Below are 25,784 nucleotides of genomic sequence, written 5' to 3' on the forward strand. Positions count from 1 at the left end.
AGCATTAAGGTTTAGTTCGTAATCACATTTTCAACATTAACGAAATTAAGCGTTTCGTTGGTATTTTCTTAAGCCAAAACCTATAAATGCTAATAAAAGCAACCAGCTTGAGCCTGCGCCTTGCCGTGGAAGATTGATATCATCAACCGCGTTACATTCTTCAACACTTCCACCCTCGATGGGGATGAGCTTAACCGCCACAACAACGTCAACTTCAACTTCTAAGCCATCAGAGTCGAGTACAACTTCTCCCCTGACATTGGTGCTCTTACCTTTCTTTAATGCCGTAGCAGCGATTTCATTGTTGTCGTTTATACCATTTGCATTTTGAATGGAGTACGGAGAGTCACAAGCAATAAGCGTATTTATGTCTGTAAAAGTTTTATTCACATCATTATATAGAAAACCTGCATTGCGACGGTTACCGATGGATGACTCAACTTCACCATATCCAACAACCATTCCGTTATTGTTCATGCTACTGGGCACTGTAGATGAACCAAGGAAGAAACCATCTTGATAGCTTGTCACATCAGTATTGATGTTATGCACGAACATCTTTTTACGTAAGACACCGTTAACTTGTTTTTGTACATAACCCACCGCAATATCGTCATCATTGATGTCAATGGCTGTGCTTGTGAAGTTGTCAACATCGCTATTAATAGTGGATACTTGATCACCAATAAAAAACGCAGCAGCGCCGTTGGTATAATTTCTCCCTCTATAAACAGTATCAGCTGAAGATTCTCCAACCGCGATACCATTGTTATTAATCGCTACTGCAGTGCTACTAAATATACGTGTATCATCTAACTCAGGTTGTAACAATAAACCTAACTCTTTAGTACTGAGCAAATTACCTTGGTCGTCTAACTGCCAAATTAACCCGCGACGTTGAGCATAAGAGCCAGGACTGCTATTCAAAGCAATATTTAGGGTACGTAAGCATGATTCGATTGGAATATCAGTACGAACCGTATCATCAAGACAGTTATCAACACTGGTTTGAAATGTTGCGGAGGCGATGTCTGTGGTGCCATTACCCACTACTTGATTATTACTGTTGATATCAAAAGCATCACTCAACCCCCCCACTGTTGTATCGGGCGGTGGCAATTCAACTACGCTGCCGTTTACTTGGACAAAGGCACGTCGGTAAAAATCATTGAGCACATAAGTTCTTTCAGTTGCATCTTCAAGAACATAAGGAAATTTATAAAAGCCGCCTTGCCCTGCGCCAACAGCATAACCAAAGTCATTCAAGCCACGAACAATAGTAGAAGTACTACCATCATAAACATCGTTTGAAACTGTTTTTAAATCAAAACCAGGCAACAGGGTCGCCATAGTTTCACTGCTAACAAAGCTTTTTCTTTGGGCTATTTGTTGAAATGCTTGGTTTTCACGATTGGCGGTAACAAAGGAATACAGTATTAGGTAATCTGCAGCATTTAAATTACCAGCCTTTGCCGCTTCTATATCCGTTAAGTTATTAATAAGCGACTCAAGTTCAAAATTGATCAAAGACACATCAATAACAGGCAGATAAATGTTCTGCACATTGGCTGAAATAGTGCCACTATTGTTAATATCTGTAGGGAAAGCACTCTGCCCTATTTCACTCATGGGTAATTCAACCACTTTATACTGAGCGCTTTGCGCCGCTAAAGTGATCAATGAACATGACAATAATACTGCCAGTCTAGTTTTTTTCATTTAACATCCTGCTTACTGCTAGTTTTATTATTTGAGCATATTCTCTAATTCATCCCATCTTTCAAAACACTGATTCAACTCTTGTTCTGCTTGAGCCAACTGTGCAATGGTTTGGGCTGAACTAGCTGCTTCTTGTTTAAAAAATTCGGGGCTATTTACCGTCAATTGTAATTTCGCAACTTGCTGTTCCAAGGAATCAATTTTTGCCGGTAAAGATTCTAATTCATGTTGTAACTTAAAGGATAACTTTTTACCTTTAGAACTCACGTTAGTCGTTCTAGGACTATCGCTATTGCTATTAGTTGCACTTTGAGAGGTTTTTTTTACCGCCCGCTGAGAATCTTGAGCCTGCTGAGCATACCACTGGTAAATATCCGTGCAGCCTCCCACAAAATCTCTAATTTCTCCCTCGCCTTCAAAAAACAAACTCGTGGTCGCCACGTTATCAACAAACTCCCTATCATGGCTAACCAGAATGACCGTACCAGGGTAACTTGACAAGGTTTCTTCTAACAATTCTAGGGTTTCCACATCTAAATCGTTAGTCGGCTCATCGAGGATCAGCAAATTACTGGGTTTGAGCATTAATTTAGCGAGTAATAATCGATTTTTCTCTCCACCCGATAAAGATTTGACTGGTGAATTTACTCTTTCAGGAATAAACAGATAATCCTGCAAATAGCTCATGACATGTTTAGTGCGGCCATTTACTGTGACTTCACGCTTGCCATCAGCGATCGCATCGATAACCCGTAGTTCGCCGTCTAGTTGCTCTCGATGTTGGTCGAAATATGCGACTTCAATATTAGCACCTCGTTTAACGTCTCCACCGCTTGGTTGTAAGTTACCCAATAACAGTTTTATTAGAGTACTTTTGCCACAACCATTGGGGCCTACAAGTGCTAATTTTTCGCCGCGCAATACGGTGGTGGTTAACGATTTAACAATTAACTTGTCTTCGATTTGATAAAACAATTCATCAGTTTCAAAAACAATTTTGCCTGAGCTCTTAGACTCACTCACGCTGACCACGGCCTTACCTTGACGGTTTGCGCGCTGTGAACGTTCATCGCGTAGGGCTTTAAGAGCTCGCACTCTTCCTTCATTACGTGTACGTCTGGCTTTTACCCCTTGTCTTATCCACGTTTCTTCAATACTTAATTTTTTATCAAATAAAGCGTTTTGACTTTCTTCAACTTCAAGATCATTGGCTTTCTGCGCAAGGTAGGCATCGTAGTCCCCGGGATAGCTAACTAAACTACCGCGATCTAAGTCGATAATACGGGTCGCTACTTTACGAATAAACGCCCTATCATGACTGACAAAAACCACTGCACCATTATAGCTTTTAACCGCTTCTTCCAACCACTTGATCATATCAATATCTAAATGGTTAGTCGGCTCATCAAGTAGCAATATGTCAGGATCACAAGCCATTGCTTTAGCCAACGCCGCCTTACGACGCCATCCACCAGAAAGGCTACTTAATTGCATAGTAGGGTCTAGATTTAAGCTAGTTAGTACTTGTTGAATACGCTGCTCTAATTGCCACGCATTGTGATGATCTAATTCGTGTTGCAAACGCTCTAATTTATTTAGATTGGCTTCACTTGGGTCAACGGTGACGACTTCAATCTGATGAAAATAGGCTTTTAAATACTCGCCTGCTTCAGCTAATCCCTCAGCCACATAGTCAAACAAGCTGCATTCGACACTTTGCGGCGGATCTTGCGGTAAACGAGATATTTTAACGTCTGAATTGACCATACGTTGGCCATCATCCAATATCACCTCTCCCGCAATAACTTTAAGTAAAGTGGATTTCCCGCAACCATTGCGACCCACTAAACATAATCTTTCTCCAGGCTGAATAACTAATTCAATGCCATTCAATAAGGGGGGATGTCCAAGAATAATGCTGGCATTTTTTAACTGTAATAAACTCAAGATACAAACTCTATTAATTGTGATAATTCAAAAGGCCAAGCTAATTCTTGTTGATTGTTAGCTTTCACTAAAACCGGAATTCTTGCACCGTATAAATGATAAATTTGTGGGTCCGATTTAACGTCAATTTTTGTTAATTGATTGATTTCAATATTGGTTTGCCCTAACAGTGCCAGAGCTTCGTCACACAAACAACATTGTTGGCCGGAATAAAATATAAATTTAGACATAGATAAACCTTCAACTTTCCTTAGTGAGTAACCAACAATGATGGATCTTAGGATTGCGTTGAAAATCTTCAGGAATAGTTTGTTTGGTTAAATCACTAACTGCTAATCCTAGGTCACCCAAGGCGGCTTCATCCAATTTAAATTGTCGCAAATTATTTGAAAACAAAATGCTACCATTTGTATTCAAACAAGCCACAGCATCCTTAACCAAATCCAAATAATCCCGTTGCACATCCCAAGTACTCTCCATACGTTTAGAATTTGAGAATGACGGTGGATCGATAAAGATAAGATCATATTTTTGCTTGTGTTGTCCTAACCATGTTAAACAGTCTGCCTGCTCAAAATGATAAGCTCCTTGCAATTTATTTAACTGAAAATTCTCTTTTGCCCAATCAATATAGGTATTTGACATATCAACCGTAGTAACCGATTTGGCACCACCAAGCGCTGCATGCACTGATACACTGCCGGTATAAGCAAATAAATTTAAGACATCCTTACCTTTGGACTTTTGTTGAACCAATTGACGGGTAATTCTATGATCTAAAAACAAACCCGTGTCTAAATAGTCTTTCAGGTTAACCTTAAATAAGGCTCCATTTTCAAATACTTCAATCATTTGCCGCGTTTGTGCAACTTTTTGATACTGATTTTTACCCTTTTGTTGCTCGCGAACTTTGAGCACAATATGATCAGGATTCACTTTGGTCACTTGTGGCAACGCTGCAATGATTTCATGCAAACGTCTTTTAGCGACATGTTCTGGCACATCTTTGGGCGCAGCATATTCCTGCACGACCAGCCAATCAGCATAACAATCAATAGCCACGTTATACTCAGGCAAATCGGCATCATAAATACGATAACAGTTGGTGTTTTGTGATTTAAGCCACTTCTTACTGCGCACAAGATTTTTAGTTAAGCGATTAACAAAATCATTTTGAATTAACTTCACTTCACGCGCTTGGCAATTCTGTTGGTCTAAAACGTAGTTAACCAGTTGGCACTCAAGCTTGCCATTCATCAACTGATATTCTTTTTTAGCGTTAAGCTTCATTTGCCGCAATAAGTCACGATTGGATGTGAGCAGCGACATATGCCAATCGACAAAGTGTTGTTTTATCCAAGCGCCCCATTGTTGGAATAATGGAAATAGTTGAGCGCTATCACTCAGCCGCTCGCCATAAGGCGGATTGCACACAATGTAACCAGGTTCTAATTCTTCAAGCTTAAAATGACTGACGTCTTGGTGACTGAACTGAATAAAATCAAACACGTCAGCATTGTGGGCATTTTCTTTAGCTAAAGCTAACACGCCAAGGTCAATGTCATTGGCATAGATCTTAGTCTGTGGTTTGCTAATTTGTTGTTTAGCATGGCTGATTAATGCCTGCCAAATGCTCTCTTCATGCTGTTGCCATTGGGAAAAACCCCAATAGTCCCGTTTTAAACCAGGAGCAATATTGGCGGCCATTAGTGCTCCTTCAATAACGATGGTGCCCGAGCCACACATAGGATCTAACAGAGGTAAATGTTGATTCTTGCTCCAACCGCTGCGGATTAACATTGCACAGGCAATATGTTCTTTAACCGGCGCTAATCCCGTTTTGCTGCGATAATGCCTTTGATGCAAACTTCGACCAGACATATCTAAATAGATACTCAGATTATCTCGCCATAAACGGGCATGAACTCTAATATCGGGCGCTATTTTACTAATAGAAGGACGCTCATCAAAAAAGGTCGTAAATTGATCGACAATCGCGTCTTTAATTTTTAACGCACCAAACTGGGTATTATTTATTTGTTGATTTGTACCATTGAAATCAACCACAAAAGTATTTTTAGTGCCAAAATGAGTTGGCCAATTAACCTTGTCAGCAATTTTATATAAATCTTCAGCGTCGCTGACAGGGCCATCACTGAGTTTTAGAAGAACTCGGTTAGCTAAACGTGACCAAAGACATACTTTGTACGCATCCTCAATTTCAGCAAACATTATCACCTGGCCAGGCTTCGATTTTAGCTGACTATCAGGACAGATTGATGACAACTCTTCTAACAAAAGCTCATCAAGCCCTTTTGCTGCTGTAATTAAAAACTCTAACATTCATGCTACCTAAGAAATAAATCGGGCGGGATTATACGGTAAATCACAGTTCGGCGCATAGTTAATAGCACATAAAAGCGCTTTATTTTGACATGTTCAGCTATTAACGCTTTAGGCCGTTTGAGAAAGTTGCTTTGCTGGGGCGATATAAGGGATCAATCGATTTTTCATTACCTTTACTAATTCAAATTTCTGCAATTGTTTGTTGGCATTAAGAATAAGGCTCTGGGATATAACCATGCAAGTCGCCACATGTTGTTCTTGTTCTAAGATCAGTACATTGCCCTTTCCATCTTGGTTTTCAAGGCTGGCCAATTGGCGAATAGCTCCCGCATGATTTTGTTCACAAAAATACCAACTGCGCAGTGTTACGGGTTTATGGAACGTAATGGCAGCAATAGCATTTAATAAAATCTGGGTCATCTCGGCAGCCCCCACATTTAAATGACTGGCCTCTAATTGCTCTGCCAACTGCATATAACGCTCTGAGTCGAGCATAGAAAAAAATTGTTTGTCGGCAGGCACATTTAACAAACGGCCAATATTGTAAGCCGTTTGAAACTGCAAGTTATGCTTGAGGGATAACATTAAATACTGCTTGTCGCAGTACCAATGCCAATCTGTCGTAGGCTGTAACATAGGCTGAGCGCTCTCTAATTAACCTTCCAATACTGAGCAAGCTACCATAGCTGTGAGCGTAAAATAACATCCATGTTAATAATAATTTGATCTATTTTACTTTGATCATGCCCTGATCATTATAAGCCATTGACGATCTGTTTGATCACTTTAGGGCCTTGATAGATCAGTGAAGTGTAGAGTTGGATCAGTGAGGATCCAGCGTCGAGCCTAGCCTTCGCAGATACTGCATCATGAATCCCACCCACGCCAATCATCGGTATTGCGCCATCTAATGCGGCTGCAAGTTTAGTGGCGACGTATTGACTTTTTTCACACAGAACCTCTCCACTTAAGCCCCCTGCCTGCTCAGCATTTAATTGACCAATAACCGCTTGGCGATCTAGGGTCGTATTGGTGGCAATTACCCCATCGATCCCATTGGCGATCAATGCACTTGCCATTTTTTCAATTTCTGACTCACTAAGATCTGGCGCGATCTTAACTAGAATTGGCGTATACTTTTTATGCTTATCTGCCAGTTTAGCTTGTTCGGTTTTTAAGCCCGTCAACAGACTATTTAAAGCATTGCCGTGCTGCAAATTACGTAAACCAGGGGTATTTGGCGACGAAATATTAATCGTCACATAACTAGCCAGTTCATAGACTTTTTGCAAGCAATATACATAATCACTCAAGGCCGCTTCTTCTGGGGTATCTTTGTTTTTGCCGATATTAATGCCCAAGACACCTTTATAGCGTGCTCGTTTTACATTCGCGACCAAGTTATCAACGCCTTTATTGTTAAAACCCATGCGATTAATAATGGCCTGCCCTTGCGGCAGACGAAACATCCGAGGTTTATCGTTACCCGACTGCGCTCTGGGTGTCACCGTACCAATCTCAATATAACCAAAACCCATTGCGGCAAACGCATCAATACATTCGCCATTTTTATCTAGCCCGGCAGCAAGTCCAAGTGGATTTTTAAAATGTAAGCCAAATAACTTGACAGGTTTATCGTTAACTTTTTGACGATAGGCCATGTCTAACAGGGTGTTTTGCGTACATCTCAACGATTTTATAGTGAAATCATGACTCCACTCCGGATCTTGACTAAATAAGGCTTTTTGAAATATTGAATACATCGTTTTCTCTTTATATAAAAAAGCCCCGGTATGACCAGGGCTTTAGCTTGCTATGTTTACGTTAACTATTGGCGTTAATACTGAGTAACATCAGTTCACGCAATGCCACCGAAAATTTCGCAAATTCATGGGTGCTACTGGTTTTAAATTCAGACATCATATGATACCAACGATCTAACAATGTTTGATTATTTTCCATCCATTTTTCTAGAATTTCTTCGGCATTAACACTTTTTGGTGAAGAATTAAGCAATACCGTCGTTAAGGCTCGTTGTTGCCAATCAAGTTCTTCACGATATGAGGCTCTAGCTAAGGCTTGCCAATGGTTATTCACGGGTTGATTATTAATTTGCTCCAAGAACCAATGTACTTCTAGTTTAGAGCCCAATTTGAAATACAAGTTAGCGACTAGTTTAATATCGCGTTTCTCAACCTCAGCAACCTGCGCAAGGTCTAAGCTAGGGAACATATTACTTAGACTAGCGACACGATAAGCAATTTTATCTGGTACGCCTGCATTGATATAATTTTGTAAAGTAGTTTCCAGTTGCTTGTATTCATCCACAACCAGATAGTTTTGAATATTTACAAACAAATCTTGGTAGGTCGTTTTATAACAATTAATCGCCTCTTGGATGCTGAGCGATTTATTGCCATGACGCAAATACCAGCGTGCCGCGCGTCTTAGAGTGCGTCGCATGCCCTCTAACATAGACAGTTGTACTTGAGCGCTGATACTAGCGTCGAGCGTTTCAATCTGCTCCCACAAACTCTCTAAGCCAAATATGCCTTTGACTATCACATAAGCATTGGCAATTTCATCTACGCCAGCGCCTGTCTCTTCTTGAATTCTAAAAACGAAATTCATGCCCATGTCATTGATAATGTTATTGGTCAATTTAGTAGCAATGATTTCACTGCGTAATGGATGCTGCTCCATTTGAGCGGCAAACTTTTCCTGTAATACTTTAGGAAATGCCTCAATCAATAGCTTACCGTGATAAGGGTTTTGAGTAATTGAAGGAATATTGAATTTTTCTTTCAATACCATTTTGCCATAAGCTAACATAACCGAGAGTTCAGGACGGGTTAAGCCCATGGATTTTGCCAAGCGGTCGGAAATTTCATCATCAGAAGGGATGAACTCAAGCTCTCTGTTTAAATACCCTTCTCTTTCTAAGCCATGGATAAAACGTAACTGCTCTTTGAGTTGAGTTACGCCGCCAAGATGCGAAATAGAGATAGATTGTGTTTGACGATAGCAATCTTGGATAACCAGTTCGCCCACATCATCCGTCATCGAATACAGCAGGTTATTACGTTGCTTTTGGGTCAAATCACCCGCATTAACTAAGGCGTTTAATAAGATTTTGATGTTAACTTCATTGTCAGAGCAATCCACTCCACCCACGTTGTCAATAAAGTCAGTATTAACTCGGCCACCATGCATGGCGTATTCAATACGACCCAACTGAGTCATACCTAAGTTACCACCTTCACCAATTATTTTAGCTTTTACATCTTTACCATTAACCCGAGTATCGTCGTTAGCGCGATCGCCTACGTCTGAATTCGTTTCTTTGGTACTCTTCACATACGTACCGATTCCGCCGTTCCAGATAAGGTCAACTGGCATTTTTAAGACGTTGTGGATCAATTCGTTAGGTGTCATGGTGAGTTGCTTAGTCCCCAACCATTTACGCATTTCTGCGGTCAATTTAATTGACTTCGCTGAGCGGTAAAATATATCGCCACCTTTTGAAATCAAAGAACGATCATAATCGTCCCAACTCAACGATGGATTTTCAAATAAACGTTGACGCTCTTGATAGGTAGCAGCCGCATCTGGCTCTGGATCAAAGAAAATATGTAAGTGGTTAAAGGCACAAATAAGTTTTGTATGTTTGGATAACAACATACCATTACCAAATACATCACCAGCCATATCACCAATACCCACTACCGAGAATTCAGTGGTTTGACAATCAATTCCTGTTTCTCGGAAATGGCGCTTAACAGATTCCCATGCGCCTTTGGCAGTGATACCCATTTTTTTATGGTCGTAGCCAATACTGCCACCTGAGGCAAAGGCATCACCTAACCAAAAACCAAACTCTTGTGAAATACCATTAGCAATATCAGAGAAGGTAGCCGTTCCTTTATCGGCAGCCACAACTAAATATGGGTCATCTTCGTCTAAGCGCACCACATCTTTTGGATGTATTACTTTGCCATCAATGATGTTGTCGGTAATATCCAATAAACTGCGAATAAATATTTTATAACAGGCTTGTCCTTCAGCAATATAGGCCGCTCTGCCTTGATTAACGGGTAAACTTTTACAAACAAATCCACCCTTTGCTCCCACTGGAACAATAACCGTATTTTTAACCTGTTGGGCCTTAACTAAACCGAGGATCTCAGTACGGAAATCTTCTTGTCGGTCTGACCAACGTAAACCGCCTCTAGCTACTTTGCCACCACGTAAATGCACACCTTCTACTCGCGGCGAATAAACAAAAATCTCAAATTTGGGTTTAGGCAGCGGCATTTCTGGAATTAAATCTGGCAGCATCTTGATAGAAACATAAGACTTTTCTTTACCTTCCTCATCCAGCTGATAAAAATTGGTTCTTAAGGTTGCCATTATCAAGTCTAAATAACGGCGTATTATTCTGTCGTCATCTAGATTGGAAACGGTATCCATTTGTTCTTTGATCACCAGCAAAAGTGCTTCGACTTTTTTAGCCGCCTGCTTAATTTTGGGGTTATAACGTAAATCAAATAATTTCACTAATTGCTTAGCGATTTCAGGGTAATTAGCCAAAGTATTGGCGATATAATCCCGACTGAAAGAACTACCAATCTGCCGCATATACTTTGCGTAAGCTCGTAAGATAGTGACTTTTCTACCGGTCAAACCTGCACCCAAAACAAGACGGTTAAAAGGATCATCTTCTAATTTTGCATACCATACTTGAGAAAAGGCATCTTGGAATAAGCTTTGCGCTTGTTCAAGTTCCATATCATTACTGGTGTTGTGCAACATGGAGAAATCCATGATCCAATTAATTTCACCATTACCGCAATCAACTTTAAATGGACTCTCATCTATGACCCGTAGACCAAAGTTTTCCAACATGGGCAACACCGCTGAAAGGTGAATGGGTTCATTTTTATGGAATAATTTTAACTTAACAATTTTACTATCGGGCCCTTCTTCTTGTGGGCGATAAAACAACATATCCAAGGTTTGCTCAGCATTTAACTGCTCTAACTTATCCATATCAACCAATGCAGCACTGGGTAAGTTATATTCTTTGTAACTTCTGGAGAAGGCATTGACGTACTTTTTCTCCAGCGCCTTACCAACCGCTTCACCGTGTTTATTGCGGATCGTTGTTAGCAGGCGGTCTTCCCAGCTTTTGGTAAGTTCAATGATATTTTTTTCAATCTCTCTCACATTAAACTCCGAGTTATTGTTTTTAACACGCGCAATATAGTGGGTCCGAGCATAAACTGATTCTGAGAAGTAAGTGGTAAACTCCACCTCTTCATGGCTACCAAAAGATTTTTTTAGCAGCTCTTGAGTATCTTTACGCAATTGTGTGTTGTAACGTTCTCGAGGCACATAAACCATGCAAGAAACAAAACGTCCGAACTGATCTTTGCGCACAAATAAACGGGATATACCACGCTCCTGCATTTGAAAAATGCCTAAAGCAATTTGTGCTAACTCTTCAACCGTACCTTGCACTAACTCATCTCTTGGATAAGTTTCAATAATATTCAAAAACGCTTTTTGCCCGTGTGAACCCAATTCAAAACCTGACAGAGTACAAATGGCATCAATCTTTTCCTGTAATACTGGTAGTTGTGTTGCGCTGCTATTATAAAATGCGGCCGAGTACAGCCCAATAAAACGATCTTCGCCAACCACATTTCCCTGTTCATCAAATTGCTTAATTCCCACATAATCCATATAGGCAGGTCTATGCACTCTTGAACGAGAGTTAGTTTTGGTTAGCATTAATGGGTTTTTACTTAATGCTTCGGTCCGCGCAGAATCTGGGATATTAGATAATACTCTGTCCCGCTCACTTTTGGAGTTTTTCATTAAACCTAAGCTAGAGTCGTTATCGGCCACCCAACGGTGGTCACCTCTAATAGGTTTTGCATTGTAATGACGGTAGCCCATCAAGGTAAAATTATGATCGTATAACCAATTTAAGAACTTAATTGTTTGATTTTTTTCTTTACCATCTTGCGGAAATGGGCGACTCGGAAATTCTTTAATTATCACGGCTAGGCGGTCACGCATAGCTTGCCAATCATTAACGGCTAGAGACACTTCACTGACTACTGACAGCAACTCAGAGCTTAATGCTTCAAGTTCTTTTTTACTGGTTTGACGATCAACTTCAATTAAAAAGACCGTTTGTTTAACCACCCCTTCTTTATCACTATCTGCGCTATCAAAAGCGACAAATTTGTGCAGCTTGTCACGTTTAACTTTAATAGGACTGTGCAGCAGTAAATGGGCGGTGATACCCATACGATTTAAAGCCATGCGCACTGAGTCAACTAAAAATGGACTATCAGGAACAATTATTTCAATGATGGTATGAGTCGACTGCCAACCATGTTTGGCTATTTCAGGATTAAAAACGCGAATAAAGGGTTTATTGCCTGAATAATCGTAAAATTCATTCCACAAACTCAAGGTTGCACCATACATATCGCTATCACTGCGATTCTCAAGATCGTCTTTGGATATATTCTTAAACAGTATTTTGGAAAACTGGACTACGCGATCAACTTGAGACTCATCAAGTTTCTTTTGAATAAGTTTGTAAACATTTTCGAGTAAAACGGAATGCTGGTTATTAGTAACCGTCATGTGCTTACCTTTTAATTAGCTGGCTATTCATGTTGTAGGGTAAATGTGTCACATTTGTTAAAATAATAAAAACATATTTGACCCATTCAGATTAGTCAAAAGACTGAGAAATATACAGTTTTTTGATTTAATGAATCTATTTTCGCTAAATTACTCGAGTATTAAAAGCATTAAATTTACGCAAAATTAACATTCATCATAAGCATGCAAATAACACTCATAAAAAAAGGCCTAAAGGCCTTTTTTAAATCAATATATTTAATAACTATGCAAAAATATTTTTAGTGCTGTTTACGCCAGAACAAGGCAGCCAACGCAGGAAGTACAATTATTGCCCCCATCATGTTTACGATAAACATAAATGTCAGCAGAATACCCATATCCATTTGAAACTTCAGTGACGAAAATACCCAAGTACTTACGCCAACTGCCAAGGTCGCTCCAGTAAATAACACTGCACTGCCGCGCTCTTTTAATGCTTCAAAATAAGCCTGTCTAACCGCCATTCCAGCTTTGAGTTTAGCACTCATTATCGACAAGATATAAATGCCATAATCAACCCCAATACCTACCCCTAGCGCAATGACCGGCAAGGTAGAAACAGTAAGTCCAATTTGCAAATATGTCATCAAAGCCTGCGCTAATACTGATACAACATAAAGCGGTATTACCACCGCTAGCGTCGCACGCAGTGACTTAAAGCTGAGTAAACACAATATAATAACCGCACCAAATACGTAGGCCATCATCGGATTCTGTGCCGCACTTACAGCTTCATTTTGCGCAGCCATAACACCTACAGGTCCAGAAGCCAGTTGAAATTTTAACGTATCCGTTTCGTATTCTTGCCGTACTTCTTTTATTGCGTCAACCACAGCCGTGATCGTTTCAGCTTTGTGATCCTGCATAAACAGGATAATCGGCATCACTGAGCAATCACCATTTAATAGGCCAGAAGAGGTCGGTACTAAAGATATATCTTGTACCAGTGTAGCTTGATTTCTAGGTAAGACTCGCCATTTAGGATTACCTTCGTTGTATCCTGCATTTACGATTTTAGCGACTGAAGCCAAACTAACCGCTGATTGCACACCTGGCACATTAGAAATCTTCCACTGTAACGTGTCAATGGCAGTCATAACTTCGTAAGACGAACAGGAATTAGGGTCGGTTTCAACCAGAATGGATAGATAATCCACACTAATAGCAAATTTGTCGGTGATCAAAAATGTATCTTGGTTGTAACGAGAATTTTCATGCAGTGCAGGCGCACCAGCATGCAAATCACCAATCTTCATTTTAAGTGACTGAACCCAACCAAAGCCAAATAGTGCCAAGGTAACCACTAAAATAACCACGGCCACTTTGGGACTTGAGCATGCAGCTATAGTGTCCCAAAATTTATCTGAACGTGATTCTTTACCAGCAAATTTTTGCTTATATTTATCATCCAACTTTAAATAAGACATTAAAACGGGCAATAAAACTAAGTTGGTCAAAATAATAACAGCAACACCCATACTAGCAGTGATGGCAAGTTCTCGAATAATACCGATATCAATGACTAACAAAGTCATAAATCCGATAGTATCAGACAACAAGGCAACGCCACCGGGGATCAATAATGTCCTAAAGGCACTTTGTGCAGCCATTTTTACGCTGGAACCCGCGATGACTTCTTTACCTAAGGAGTTGATCATCTGCACACCGTGACTAATACCAATAGCAAAAACTAAAAATGGCACTAATATCGACATCGGATCTAAACCAAAACCTAGTAAGGTTAATAATCCAAGTTGCCAGATAACCGCAATCACTGAACATAGCAACGGTATAAACGTCAGCATCAATGATTTACAAAAGAAAAAGACTAATATCCCAGTGATGGCCATGGCGATTGCAAAAAAGATAACGACATCTTTGGCACCATCAGCCACATCACCGATCATCTTAGCGAAACCAATGATATGAATAGTGACTTGCTCATTTTCGAATGGCTTACGGATTTGTTCCTCTAAGTCTTCCGCAAAGGCTAAGGTACTTAACTTTTCACCGGTGTTAGGATCTAAATCAAGCAATTGCCCTGAGACCATGGCGCACTTAAAATCGTCAGACACTAATCGGCCAACAATGCCGGCTTTTTCTATGTTACTGGCAACTTTGTCTAATGCATCAGGGTGAGAAGAATTAAAATCGGCTGGAATCACCGGCCCACCGGCAAAGCCGCCTTCTACAATTTCGGTAAAGCGGGTTGACGAAGAATAGATTGATTTGACCAGTGAACGATCGATACCATTTATAAAAAAGAATTGGTCATGGACATTTTTTAAAGTATCAAAAAAGCTTTTATTGTAGATAGTTTGCTGTGTATCACAAACAGCAACCAATACACTGTTCGCCCCACCAAAATCTTTACTATGCTTCATATAGTTTTGCATATATTCATGATTAAGGGGGATGTTTTTAGTAAAGCCAGCGTCTAATTTAAGCTGTGACGCCTGAAAACCGAGAAATAAGGTGGTTAATAAAAAAACCAGAATAACCGCTAAACGGTAGCGAAAAACAAAAGCTTCAATGGATTTAATAATATTATTCATGTGCACTTGTCCCTATTACCACATTTTTAATACCTACTTCAGACACTGCGAGTAATTTGTCACCCAGCATTTCAGCATTAATAAGGGACTTGCCTTCGTCAGTTTGTACAAATTTAACTTTATCGTCTGTAATCTTCACTATCGCCCCGTTATTGCCAAGGACTATCGATGTATTTAAATCAACTGAAACGATGGAATTTAAAGTGAAAGTAGAGCCTGACTCTAGTGCTTGCCATTTATCTAGTTGCCACTCATACAAGTTACCTCTTAGTCCAGCAGCAAAAAGACGACCTGACTTAGTTCGTTGAATATCAAAAAATGACCCAGAATAATCAATATCCATACGTTGCCAGCTAACTCCTGAGTCGATACTCGTTGCCAACAAGCCGGATTCACCCGCCATATATAAGGTATCTCCGTCAGCACTAACACGATTAATGTTAGGCAGAATAGACAGTAACTCTTGTTGATAGAAGGCTTCATCTTCTTGTTTGAGTTCATCCATATATTCTTTATCGTCAGGATTCAACAATTCTGCATGCAATTCTGACTGCCAACTCTCACCCCCATCTTGGGTACGTAAAAAGAGTCCGTAAGCACCAACAGCAATTCCATGATTGTTGTCGAAAAACAGGACGTCTAACAGCGGCTTCTCTAACTCAATATTGCGATTTTGTAAACGCCACGTTGCGCCACTATCAGTGCTTTTTAGTATGGTCGCATCATGACCAACAACCCACACATTCTGCCCCAAAGTGGTAACCGCAGTTAAAGTTGACAAAGTAGGCACATCAATTTGCTGCCAGTCGATACCATTAACTGAACGCAATACGTGACCTCTTTCGCCCACCACAATAAAATTGTCTGTATTGCGGGTGATATCTAACAATAGGGATTCTGAGGCTAATGGCGCCATATAGGAATGGTCATTGGATTGGCCAAAAACCAAAAGAGGTAACAGACACAGCAGGGATAAACTTTTTATTTTAAACAACATAGAGTACTCATTGTTAAGTTAAAAAAATGGCTGGCAACGCCAACCATTTTTCTTCCTAATTTAGCGTTTTCCTTTCCGACGCAGGGCGTTGGGCGTAAAATCACCATCATCCATCTCTTTATCAAACTCGTACATATATTCTTGGTTATCTAAGCCCAAAGCTAAATAACGTCGAGAGTTTAGATCATAGTACACTTCAAGAGTGGACCATTGGGTAGGTACTTCATAATAGTTTAAGCCATGCGCAACAGCAACCCGATATAGCTCGTTACGATTGTCGTACATATCGGCTACTTGAACTTGCCAGCTGTCTTCATCAATAAAAAATACGCGTTTTTGATAAACGTGACGATATTCTGGTTTTAGATTAGCTTCAACCACCCAAACCCTATGTTTTTCAAAACGGGTTAAGTCAGGATTTATGTGACCCGGTTTGAGTATATCTTCATATTTGACTTTATCACTGTGTAATTTGTAGCTGTTATAAGCAACATACATTTCTTTACGTCCCTTGAGCTCCCAGTTATACCGATCTGGAGCACCATTAAACATATCGAAGTCATCTGTTGTACGCAAACCATCTGCTGCTGTACCAGGCGCATCATAAGCAATGTTTGGAGCAGCAAGTACTTTTCTTTGACCTGTATTGTAAGTCCAGGCTTTGCGCGGCTCTCTTACTTGATCCATGGTTTCGTGCACTAACAATACAGTTCCGGCTAAACGCGCTGGTGACGTAACTTCTTGCATAAATTTAGAAATAACGTTTTCTTCAAGTAGCTTTTCACGGGTAGCATCTTTAGCTGAATATTTTTGCAATAACAAATCATCAAAACCGATAATGGTATAATCACCAGATGCGGTCGGCGCCGCCTGACCACCAAAACGATGCACTGATTGACCGCGATAACGCAGTATGTGATTCCAGATTGCCTCAACACCAGATTGTGGGATCGGGAAAGGAATACCGATAGCGGCATTCTTAACACCATTACCACCTTGAATTAACTCAGCCATTTGTGCGTTCTTTTTCGTTTCATCATAGACAAACTGAGGAGACGATGCCGAACGATGCGTCTGATAAACTGGCATACGGAAAGTAGTAGGATAGGTTTCAAACATCTTTTGCTGACCATCACTTAAGAATTCAGCGTACTGCTTGTAATTTGACGCCGTAATTTCAAACAAAACTTTATCGTCTTTAAAGGGGTCTGGATGAAAGTCACCTTGCTTGTAACCAGAAGGTGGAGCCGTTATTCCACCCGTCCATTCAGGAATACTGCCGTCTTTATTACCGGCTTTCAGGCCACCTAGTGGCGTTAGTTCGTTGCCTAGCTTATTCGCTTCGGCATCTGAAACCTTAGCATTGACCATGCTAGTCGCTAGCGTCAATGAGATTACAGAACTAATTAATACGAGTTTTTTAAACATAATTGGACTCTCTAAATTGAATACTTAACATTAAAAGACACGAAATCGCGATCAGACAAGGCATTCGTCGTGCCTACCCCGCCCCAGAAACTGTTATAACCTAAAGAAGCTGACAATTTACTTAAATAATCAAAGGTTAAAGTAGCACTAGCTGATTTTCGTTCTTCGATAAATAGGAACATAGGATCAGGGGTTATACCATTAACATCGTGTGCAAAGGTGAATCTAGCCTGTAGGTTTACCCCAGCAAATACGTCGTTATAAGAAGCATTAGCCAATAATCGATAACCCCATGCGGTTTTAGTTGGGAATGGATTTAACTCAGGCCCATCTGACAAACCAATATGCAAACCTGTTCTTGGATTACCATCTGCAGTCGGCTCTAACGACGGTGTTCTAACCGAGCCAGGACCATTCAAACGAATGACATTGGGATCAGGAAAGTCCATGATATTGACAAAACCCACTTCGCCCAAAACCACAAGATTGTCGGTACCTAACATCGGCCCAAAAATATGGGTTGCGGTTGCTTGAATCTGCATAGTATCTGAATTCAAATAACCCTGTGCAGTCTCGCCCGGTCCAATAGCCCCTCCTAGATAACCATCTAGTTGTGAGATGCCAGCAAAATCTGGTCTGATACCTGCAATTGCTAATTGTTGTGGCATGGCAGCATAAAGCAACTCAACATCATCAATTTGCAGTGGCTCATCCACACGGTAAGATATCTCACCAGCCAATGCAGTTTCACCCACATTGGTATTGAAACTAAAACCATAAAGTTTCAGATCTTCTGGGTATTCAAATTCTATTTTAGTAAACGCTTGCAGGTCTGTAATATTGTCTCGAGTCATGACATTTTGGGCTAAATAAGCTAAATCAGCTCCAATAGCGCCTTGAGTGAAATTCGAGGTCACCCCAGTAATCAAAGGAAGTTTGCTGTGGTAATTTATCAAATAGAAACTCAATTCAGAGTAATTCAATTCAGAAGCAAAATAGGTCGCTTTAATCCCGTATTGACCACTATCACTGGCATCATGATGCGCAGCATCACCGAAGCCTCTGATAGCCACTTTAGTTGGGTATGCCAAATAAGCACTACCAATTTGGCTAGAACTAGCACCTGCTTGCAGAGCACCACCAAGTTGATTTAGACCTGCTAACAAAAATTCTAAATCTATATCTGGGTTACCACTGAAACCAAGTTGAATATTTTGTGCCTGACCACCTTCACCAGCAAAGTCATTAGTCGCAAAATAACTGCCTGCTTGTGGCAAGCGGCTGCGTTGCCATTCGTATTGATAGTACATAGAAAGACTGAATGATTCGGTTAAATCTATTGAACCAAAAAGCGTTCCAACCGGGATAAATACTTCTTTTAGCTCGGCACCGGGTGCCTGCGCACGGGTGACATCAACAGGACTGATAGTATTAATACCATGCTGAATAAATGTACCCTCACCCCAAGTGATAACTTGTTGACCCACACGCAAGCTGACAGGTTTGTCAGCAATGCTAAAATCAGCATAAACAAAAGCATCTAATAAACGAATGTCTGAACAAAGCTCTTCACTTGCGGTGCTTGAAGCACAAGGATCCTGTTTATTGCCAGTAATGGGATTAGTCCAAGCACGAGAGCGGTCTTTCATTTCAAAGTCATAGAAATACATACCACGCATAAAGAGACCAACATCTTTATAGTTGACTTCTAATTCATGCACACCTTTAAACAAGGTTGAAAATGATTTATTTTTATCAAAATTTAAATCACCCAAATCACCGTTGGTCGAATAAGCTGCATCAGTCAAACCCCATACATCGGCCGAACTATAAATAGGATTGGTTGCAGGGTTATAACCCGACCAGTCTAAATTTAACTGGTTACTGTTTCCGACTCTTGAAAAATCAATGTCTTCGACTCGCACGCTAGTGCCTATGGAAAAATTGGAGTAGAAACTAGCCGACCAATCACCACTATTCCACTCTGCTGCATTTGCATTAATTGAACAAACACCGAATACGCTGGCAATACCTAACGCGATTGTTGTTTTCTTGAATATGGAAGTCCCATAAATCATCTTTTATACTCCCCAATAAACCGTGTAAAAAACACGAGCAATTGCCATAGTTTAACGAACTTAATATTAACAAAATGATTACATCATTTTGCATTGATAGCAAGAACTAATCGTACCAGTTGAAAATCTATGATGTACTTACATATCAATCACTTGTGTTCATTATTTAACCGAGCACGTGAAATAACTAACTCATCTTTTCGAAACTAAGCAGCTGATTCGTATTATCAACTTGCAATCTAAACCTGCCCCTAATGCCATTCTGGCCAACAAAGGGACGTAAATTTTTCGTGGGTATCTGAACTTTCTTACCTTTTTCGTCAATTATAACGACAGCATATATGCCTGGTTCGTATAGTCTCAGGCAATATTCATAGCTGGCTGACAAGGTAAAAAAATACGTTTGCATCGTTAATATTATTTAAAATTTGAACTCTTGCTTATTTTTTCAAACAAATCTTTACTTAAGTTCGGAATGCCGCTTATACGCATTAACTGATGTTGCATTAATGCTTGGCGTTTTTTATCTACTTTCTGCCATTGTGTTAAAGGCGTAATTAACCTCGCAGCAATTTGTGGATTTACGGTATTCAATTTAATCAGATAATCTGCTAAAAAAGCGTAACCACTGCCGTCAATAGCATGAAACCCGGGAACATTATAATAAGCAAAACTACCCACTAGAGAACGCACCCTGTTGGGATTAGAAATACTGTATTGAGCATGGCCCGCGAGTATCTCAAGTCGCGCAAGGATATCAGGACGCGGTGTGTTGGCATGCAAGGAAAACCACTTATCCAAAACCAGCGGTTCAGCTTGCCAACGTTGCTCAAATTGAGACATCAAGTCGTCAAATAAACTCAGCTCACCTAACTGAGCAGCCGCTAAGGCACCCAGAGTATCAGTCATATTATTCGATTCAGCAAATTGTTGACGGATAAGTCCTTCCGCATCTTGTTCGCCACTTAATTGTAAGTATTCTAAACTGAGGTTATTTAGCTTACGCTGCTCAACTTGGCCTTGTTCATATTGATAAGGCTGACGCGTTGTTGTTTGATACATAGCACGCCACTGAGGTAAAAATGCCTTTGCCATTATAAGCATCAAAGATTTTCTAGCGTTGTATAGTTTATCGATATTAACCTTTCCACGTTGCTGAAGCAGCGTTTCAAAAGAAGGCAAACTTAACATTTCAGCTTTAAAGGCCAAGGGTAAATCTGGATTTTCAGCAATAGGCTTCAGTGCCAGCAATAAATTGTCTACTAGGGTATTGGCCACTACCTGATCATTATTGCTTAACTGATGAATACAATCACTGTAGATCTTTTGACTCGCATCCCAACGAGCAAAATCATCAGGACTGTGCAGCAACACATGTGCAAGTTGTTCGTTGCTATAGTCAAATTCTAAACGCACAGGAGCGCTAAAATTATGCAGCAAAGATGGCGTTGGTTTTTCTGTATAACCAAAAAAGTTAAATTGTTGATTGTCTTCTTTTAACTCAGCTACTAGTTCGGTACTGCCCTTATCGTCAAGGCTAAGTGTTTTTCCTTGTTTGTCTAACAAACTAAAGGTTAAGGGAATGTGCAGTGACATTTTATCTTTCTGGCCAGCGGTGGCCTTTGTATTCTGGCTAATATTTAACCTATAGGTACCCGTTTGACGATCGTAAAAATCTGTGACATTTACACTGGGTGTGCCGGATTGACTATACCAACGTTTAAATATGGTCAAATCCTTGCCCGTTGCATCTTGTAGGGCTTGCACAAAATCATCACAGGTTACCGCTTGTCCATCAAAGCGTTCAAAATACAAATCCATGCCCTGCCTGAAACCCTGCGCCCCTAACAAAGTGTGCATCATACGGATCACCTCTGCCCCTTTGTCATACACAGTAACCGTATAGAAATTATTCATTTCTATGACTTCATCTGGACGGATCGGATGCGACATGGCACTGGCATCTTCGGCAAACTGATTTTCGCGTATCACTTTTACGTTTTTAATACGATTAACTAAAGGCGAAGCCATATCAGCACTAAACTGCTGATCGCGAAAAACAGTCAAACCTTCTTTTAAACTAAGCTGAAACCAATCTCTGCACGTGACTCGGTTACCAGTCCAATTGTGGAAATATTCGTGGGCAATAACGGCTTCAATATTAAAAAAATCGTCGTCTGTGGCTGATTCAGGGTCAGCCAAGACAAACTTGCTATTAAATACATTTAAACCTTTATTTTCCATCGCGCCCATGTTGAAAAAATCGACGGCAACGATCATGTAGATATCTAAGTCGTACTCTAAACCAAATACTTCTTCATCCCACTGCATAGCTTTTTTAAGTGAATCCAGTGCATGCTGCCCTTTAGACAACTTACCTTTGTCAACAAATAACTCCAACGCGACTTCACGCCCAGTCATGGTGGTATAACTATCGACTAATAAATCGAAATCGCCCGCCACCAAGGCAAATAAATAACAGGGTTTTTTGAACGGGTCAGACCAACTCACCCAATGACGTCCATCGTCTAGTGAGCCACTGTCGATTTTATTGCCATTTGATAATAAAAAAGGAAAAGCCGCTTGTTCCGCTCGTATCGTTACATCATAGGTTGCCAATACATCAGGCCTATCTAAAAAGTAGGTGATCTTACGAAAGCCTTCCGCTTCACACTGAGTACAGTAAGCACCTGCTGCAAAATACAAACCTTCCAGGCTAGTATTTAAATGTGGATAAACAGTCGTGGTGATATCTAATTCAAACTCTGCCAAGGCAATGTTCAAAGTCATTGAACTTGCTTCGACTTGATAGTCAGTCCATGCCTGCCCGTTGACAGCTATAGATTTTAATTCTAACTCTTCACCGTCAAGCACTAAGGGAAGCTGATGTTGGCCATTACGTATTACGCGGGAAACACAACGAACAGTGCTTGATTCAGATGTAAGATCGAAAGTCAAAGAAACGTGTTCAATCAAAAATGCTGAAGGCAAATAATCTGACCTTTTTTTTATATTAGGCTCAGTCACTTGTATCGAATTTGTCGTCATATCACTCTCTAAAAATTTACAAAATTAAGGGTGAGTATTGCTTTCAATACTCACTTCGTTAGAACTAGCTTTGGGTTGTTGCAGTCGTTTTGGGGATAGGAATACGCAGGATTTTTATACCCAAATAAGCATAAATTATTGATAAGACCGGATTAATCAAATTAAAGAAGGCATAGAAAATATAATCAAGAGGACTTACTGCCAATACCCCTTGCATATAAACTCCACAAGTATTCCAAGGAATAAGTGGGGAGGTCAATGTTCCACCATCTTCTAAACTACGGGACAAGTTTAATTGGTTTAAACCACGTTTTTCAAATTCTTCTTTATACATTCTACCGGGCATGACGATGGCCATATATTGATCCGCGGTGATAATATTAGTACCAATACAGGTTAATATTGTGCGTGTTACCATATCACCCGCTGACGTAGCCCCTTTAAGAAAAGCACTAACTGCACGTTTGAGCAAGCCAACTTTCTCAAGTACGGCGCCAAAGGTCATCGCACACATGATCAACCAAATCGTATTAAGCATGCTAGACATACCGCCTCGACTTAACAAATCATTTAAGGTCTCGCTACTTGTAGCAAATTTTACTCCATCAAAAAGAGCAGTCCAAATAACAACTGCAGTTGCTTCTATGCCTGACGTTCCCTCTTGTGCAAGCTTAACAATGACATCAGGTTGAAAAATAGCCGCCCACACGCCACCTAATATTGCGCCCAAAGCAACAGCAGGAAAAGCTGGGACTTTGCGAATTGCCATGGCCAATAATACAAATAGCGGAATCAACATATGAAAACCAAGGTTAAATTCTTGATTTAGTAATTGTTGCATTTCTTCGATACGGCTTGTTGACTCGGGTACTTCTGCTCCAAAACCAATCACGGTGAATAGAATAAGGGCAATGATAAAACTAGGCACAGTCGTCCATAACATATATTGAATATGTTCGAATAAATTGGTCCCTGCTATCGCTGGTGCTAAATTAGTTGTTTCAGATAACGGCGATATTTTATCGCCAAAGTAAGCACCAGAGATAATTGCTCCGGCTGTAATGGGCGCTGACATTTCCATGCCAATCGAGACCCCCATTAAAGCAACCCCGACAGTCGCCGCGGTTGTCCAAGAACTGCCAATACTCAGAGCAACAATGCCACAAATCAAACACGAGGCAGCATAAAACATTGAAGGGTTTAATAAATCTAAACCATAATATATTAATGTCGGTACGGTGCCGGATAGCATCCAAGTACCTATTAAAGAACCCACTGCCAACAGAATAAGAATTGCACCCAATGAGCGAGAGATCCCTTTAACAATACCCTTTTCAATATCATCCCATTTATAACCATTCTTAATACCAACAATGGCAGCAATACCCATGGCGAGAAGAAGCGCTATCTGATTCGGACCAAAAGATGAGTTATCGCCAAAAAGGTAAACTGATGAACCCAGCAGACAAACTAATATCAGAATGGGGACTAATGCATCAAGTAAGGAAGCCTCTTTAACCTGTTTATTATTATTATTTTCCATGGAAACTAATTACCTTTTTATTAACCTAAAACTGAGCGATAAAACATCACGACAATGACCACCGGACAAACAAAACGGATGTACCAAGGCCAGATTTTCCAAAACAAGCCTTGTTCAACAAATTCATCACCTTGTTTTAACTCTTTCAGTATTAGATCTCGCTTCCATACCCAACCAACGAAGATACATAAAACTAAGCCTAACAAAGGTTGGCTATATTCGGTTGTCACTGCAATGACAAGTCCAAATAAAGCATTAAAATTAGTTGCTATAACAGTGCTTAATATGAAGATAACTGAGGCTATTATCCAAACTGAACGTTTACGACCTAGGCCCTTACTCTCTACAACATAAGCCACAGGGACTTCTAACATCGAAATAGATGAGGTCACAGCAGCAATAACCATAAGCGCAAAAAAAGCAAAAGCAACTACATTACCAATCATGCCCATGGTGTCAAAAAATGCGGGTAAGACAGCAAAAATAAGCCCAGGACCGGCAATGTATTCACCATTTTCACCAAAAATCTGCACACCATTATGCAAGGCTACGTACATTGCGGGGATAATAAGTAAACCCGCAAGTACCGCTACACCAATATCAACCAAAGCAACAGCGGCACCTAAATTAGGTAATTTTTCATTTTTAGAAATATATGAACCGTATACCAACATGGTACCTACACCTAATGACATAGAGAAAAAAGCTTGTCCCATGGCACTAATGAGTAGATCAGGGTTTAAAATTTTGGAGAAATCAGGCAATACATAATGACGTAAACCTTCCATTGCACCGTCTAAAGACAATACATAAAAAATTAACAGGGAAATAATAACAAAAAGTGCAGGCATTAAACGAACTGACCAACGTTCAATACCATCTTTGACTCCCCCAGATACGATACTGGCAGTCAAGATCATAAACAAACCGCAAAAAATAATATTACGGCTAACTGCTTGTTCCGACGACAAATCCGCCGTTAACCAAGCACTTGCGCTGGTAAAGCCCAATAATTCTGCAAGAGGAGCTGCACAGAAAGAAATCATGACACCTGCAACCAAGGCATAAAAAGCTAAAATAAGCGAAACGGTTATAAAGCCCCAAATACCTGTGGCTCGACCAATATTACTGCCGGTAATTTGGCCTAGCGCATCAACCATATTAGCTCGTGTTGCACGACCAATTATAAGCTCAGCCATTAATACCGGATAAGCTAAAGCGAAGGCCAAAATAATATAAACCAAAACAAAAGCAGCACCGCCATTGCTGGCAACTTGCGTGGGGAAGCCCCAGATGTTACCTAAACCTACTGCAGAACCCGCCGCAGCCAAAATAAATCCAATCCTGGATGAAAATTCACCTCGTGCACTCATTCGTCACCTATTTTTATTATTTTTAGTTGTGTTAAATAAAGTAAA

At 40.3% G+C, this 25,784-nt stretch carries 15 protein-coding genes; all 15 read right to left on the minus strand.

The window, feature by feature from the left end; translation table 11 throughout:
• Window positions 1-45: 45 nt before the first annotated feature.
• Window positions 46-1,719, minus strand: a complete 1,674-nt coding sequence (locus ABKW31_RS15635; protein WP_348617499.1) for a DUF3466 family protein — start codon at window positions 1,717-1,719, stop codon at window positions 46-48.
• Window positions 1,720-1,746: 27 nt separating this feature from the next.
• Window positions 1,747-3,666 (minus strand): ABC transporter ATP-binding protein, encoded by a 1,920-nt coding sequence (locus tag ABKW31_RS15640; RefSeq protein WP_348617500.1) that lies wholly within the window; start codon window positions 3,664-3,666, stop codon window positions 1,747-1,749.
• Entirely contained in the window at window positions 3,663-3,896 is a 234-nt protein-coding gene (locus ABKW31_RS15645; protein ID WP_348617501.1) for a glutaredoxin family protein, read from the minus strand. Before ABKW31_RS15645 ends, ABKW31_RS15640 begins: the two co-directional genes overlap by 4 nt.
• Window positions 3,897-3,906: 10 nt before the next feature.
• On the minus strand, window positions 3,907-6,009 hold the full coding sequence (rlmKL, locus tag ABKW31_RS15650) for a bifunctional 23S rRNA (guanine(2069)-N(7))-methyltransferase RlmK/23S rRNA (guanine(2445)-N(2))-methyltransferase RlmL (RefSeq protein ID WP_348617502.1): 2,103 nt from the start codon (window positions 6,007-6,009) through the stop codon (window positions 3,907-3,909).
• Window positions 6,010-6,120: 111 nt separating this feature from the next.
• Window positions 6,121-6,648, minus strand: a complete 528-nt coding sequence (locus tag ABKW31_RS15655; protein ID WP_348617503.1) for a cell division protein ZapC domain-containing protein — start codon at window positions 6,646-6,648, stop codon at window positions 6,121-6,123.
• 119 nt (window positions 6,649-6,767) lie between these two features.
• Window positions 6,768-7,775, minus strand: coding sequence for a quinone-dependent dihydroorotate dehydrogenase (gene pyrD / locus ABKW31_RS15660; protein WP_348617504.1), 1,008 nt, complete (start codon window positions 7,773-7,775; stop codon window positions 6,768-6,770).
• A gap of 61 nt (window positions 7,776-7,836) precedes the next feature.
• The gene (locus tag ABKW31_RS15665) at window positions 7,837-12,675 is read right to left on the minus strand and encodes an NAD-glutamate dehydrogenase (protein WP_348617505.1); all 4,839 of its coding nucleotides are present in this window, start codon (window positions 12,673-12,675) and stop codon (window positions 7,837-7,839) included.
• A 281-nt stretch (window positions 12,676-12,956) separates the two neighbouring features.
• Window positions 12,957-15,272, minus strand: a complete 2,316-nt coding sequence (locus ABKW31_RS15670) for an MMPL family transporter (RefSeq protein ID WP_348617506.1) — start codon at window positions 15,270-15,272, stop codon at window positions 12,957-12,959.
• On the minus strand, window positions 15,265-16,269 hold the full coding sequence (locus ABKW31_RS15675) for a YCF48-related protein (RefSeq protein ID WP_348617507.1): 1,005 nt from the start codon (window positions 16,267-16,269) through the stop codon (window positions 15,265-15,267). Before ABKW31_RS15675 ends, ABKW31_RS15670 begins: the two co-directional genes overlap by 8 nt.
• Before the next feature lie 60 nt (window positions 16,270-16,329).
• Window positions 16,330-17,697, minus strand: a complete 1,368-nt coding sequence (locus ABKW31_RS15680; RefSeq protein ID WP_348617508.1) for a DUF1329 domain-containing protein — start codon at window positions 17,695-17,697, stop codon at window positions 16,330-16,332.
• An 11-nt stretch (window positions 17,698-17,708) separates the two neighbouring features.
• The gene (locus ABKW31_RS15685) at window positions 17,709-19,775 is read right to left on the minus strand and encodes a DUF1302 domain-containing protein (protein ID WP_348617509.1); all 2,067 of its coding nucleotides are present in this window, start codon (window positions 19,773-19,775) and stop codon (window positions 17,709-17,711) included.
• A 187-nt stretch (window positions 19,776-19,962) separates the two neighbouring features.
• Window positions 19,963-20,184 (minus strand): DUF2835 family protein, encoded by a 222-nt coding sequence (locus ABKW31_RS15690; protein WP_348617510.1) that lies wholly within the window; start codon window positions 20,182-20,184, stop codon window positions 19,963-19,965.
• A gap of 8 nt (window positions 20,185-20,192) precedes the next feature.
• Complete coding sequence (gene pepN, locus ABKW31_RS15695; RefSeq protein ID WP_348617511.1) at window positions 20,193-22,823, minus strand: aminopeptidase N; 2,631 nt, start codon at window positions 22,821-22,823, stop codon at window positions 20,193-20,195.
• A 64-nt stretch (window positions 22,824-22,887) separates the two neighbouring features.
• On the minus strand, window positions 22,888-24,366 hold the full coding sequence (gene nhaC / locus ABKW31_RS15700; RefSeq protein ID WP_348617512.1) for a Na+/H+ antiporter NhaC: 1,479 nt from the start codon (window positions 24,364-24,366) through the stop codon (window positions 22,888-22,890).
• Between the two features lie 20 nt (window positions 24,367-24,386).
• Window positions 24,387-25,739, minus strand: coding sequence for a sodium-dependent transporter (locus tag ABKW31_RS15705; protein ID WP_348617513.1), 1,353 nt, complete (start codon window positions 25,737-25,739; stop codon window positions 24,387-24,389).
• Window positions 25,740-25,784 lie beyond the last annotated feature (45 nt).

Source organism: Paraglaciecola sp. 25GB23A (assembly GCF_040012495.1).
GTDB lineage: Bacteria > Pseudomonadota > Gammaproteobacteria > Enterobacterales > Alteromonadaceae > Paraglaciecola.

Bases quoted from the DNA above. Each gene is read 5' to 3' on its own strand.
- ABKW31_RS15665 (WP_348617505.1), bottom strand. From the start codon at position 12,675: ATGACGGTTACTAATAACCAGCATTCCGTTTTACTCGAAAATGTTTAC.
- nhaC (WP_348617512.1), bottom strand. From the start codon at position 24,366: ATGGAAAATAATAATAATAAACAGGTTAAAGAGGCTTCCTTACTTGAT.
- ABKW31_RS15675 (WP_348617507.1), bottom strand. From the start codon at position 16,269: ATGTTGTTTAAAATAAAAAGTTTATCCCTGCTGTGTCTGTTACCTCTT.
- ABKW31_RS15680 (WP_348617508.1), bottom strand. From the start codon at position 17,697: ATGTTTAAAAAACTCGTATTAATTAGTTCTGTAATCTCATTGACGCTA.
- ABKW31_RS15635 (WP_348617499.1), bottom strand. From the start codon at position 1,719: ATGAAAAAAACTAGACTGGCAGTATTATTGTCATGTTCATTGATCACT.
- ABKW31_RS15685 (WP_348617509.1), bottom strand. From the start codon at position 19,775: ATGATTTATGGGACTTCCATATTCAAGAAAACAACAATCGCGTTAGGT.
- ABKW31_RS15645 (WP_348617501.1), bottom strand. From the start codon at position 3,896: ATGTCTAAATTTATATTTTATTCCGGCCAACAATGTTGTTTGTGTGAC.
- pepN (WP_348617511.1), bottom strand. From the start codon at position 22,823: ATGACGACAAATTCGATACAAGTGACTGAGCCTAATATAAAAAAAAGG.
- ABKW31_RS15705 (WP_348617513.1), bottom strand. From the start codon at position 25,739: ATGAGTGCACGAGGTGAATTTTCATCCAGGATTGGATTTATTTTGGCT.
- ABKW31_RS15690 (WP_348617510.1), bottom strand. From the start codon at position 20,184: ATGCAAACGTATTTTTTTACCTTGTCAGCCAGCTATGAATATTGCCTG.
- rlmKL (WP_348617502.1), bottom strand. From the start codon at position 6,009: ATGTTAGAGTTTTTAATTACAGCAGCAAAAGGGCTTGATGAGCTTTTG.
- ABKW31_RS15670 (WP_348617506.1), bottom strand. From the start codon at position 15,272: ATGAATAATATTATTAAATCCATTGAAGCTTTTGTTTTTCGCTACCGT.
- pyrD (WP_348617504.1), bottom strand. From the start codon at position 7,775: ATGTATTCAATATTTCAAAAAGCCTTATTTAGTCAAGATCCGGAGTGG.
- ABKW31_RS15655 (WP_348617503.1), bottom strand. From the start codon at position 6,648: ATGTTACAGCCTACGACAGATTGGCATTGGTACTGCGACAAGCAGTAT.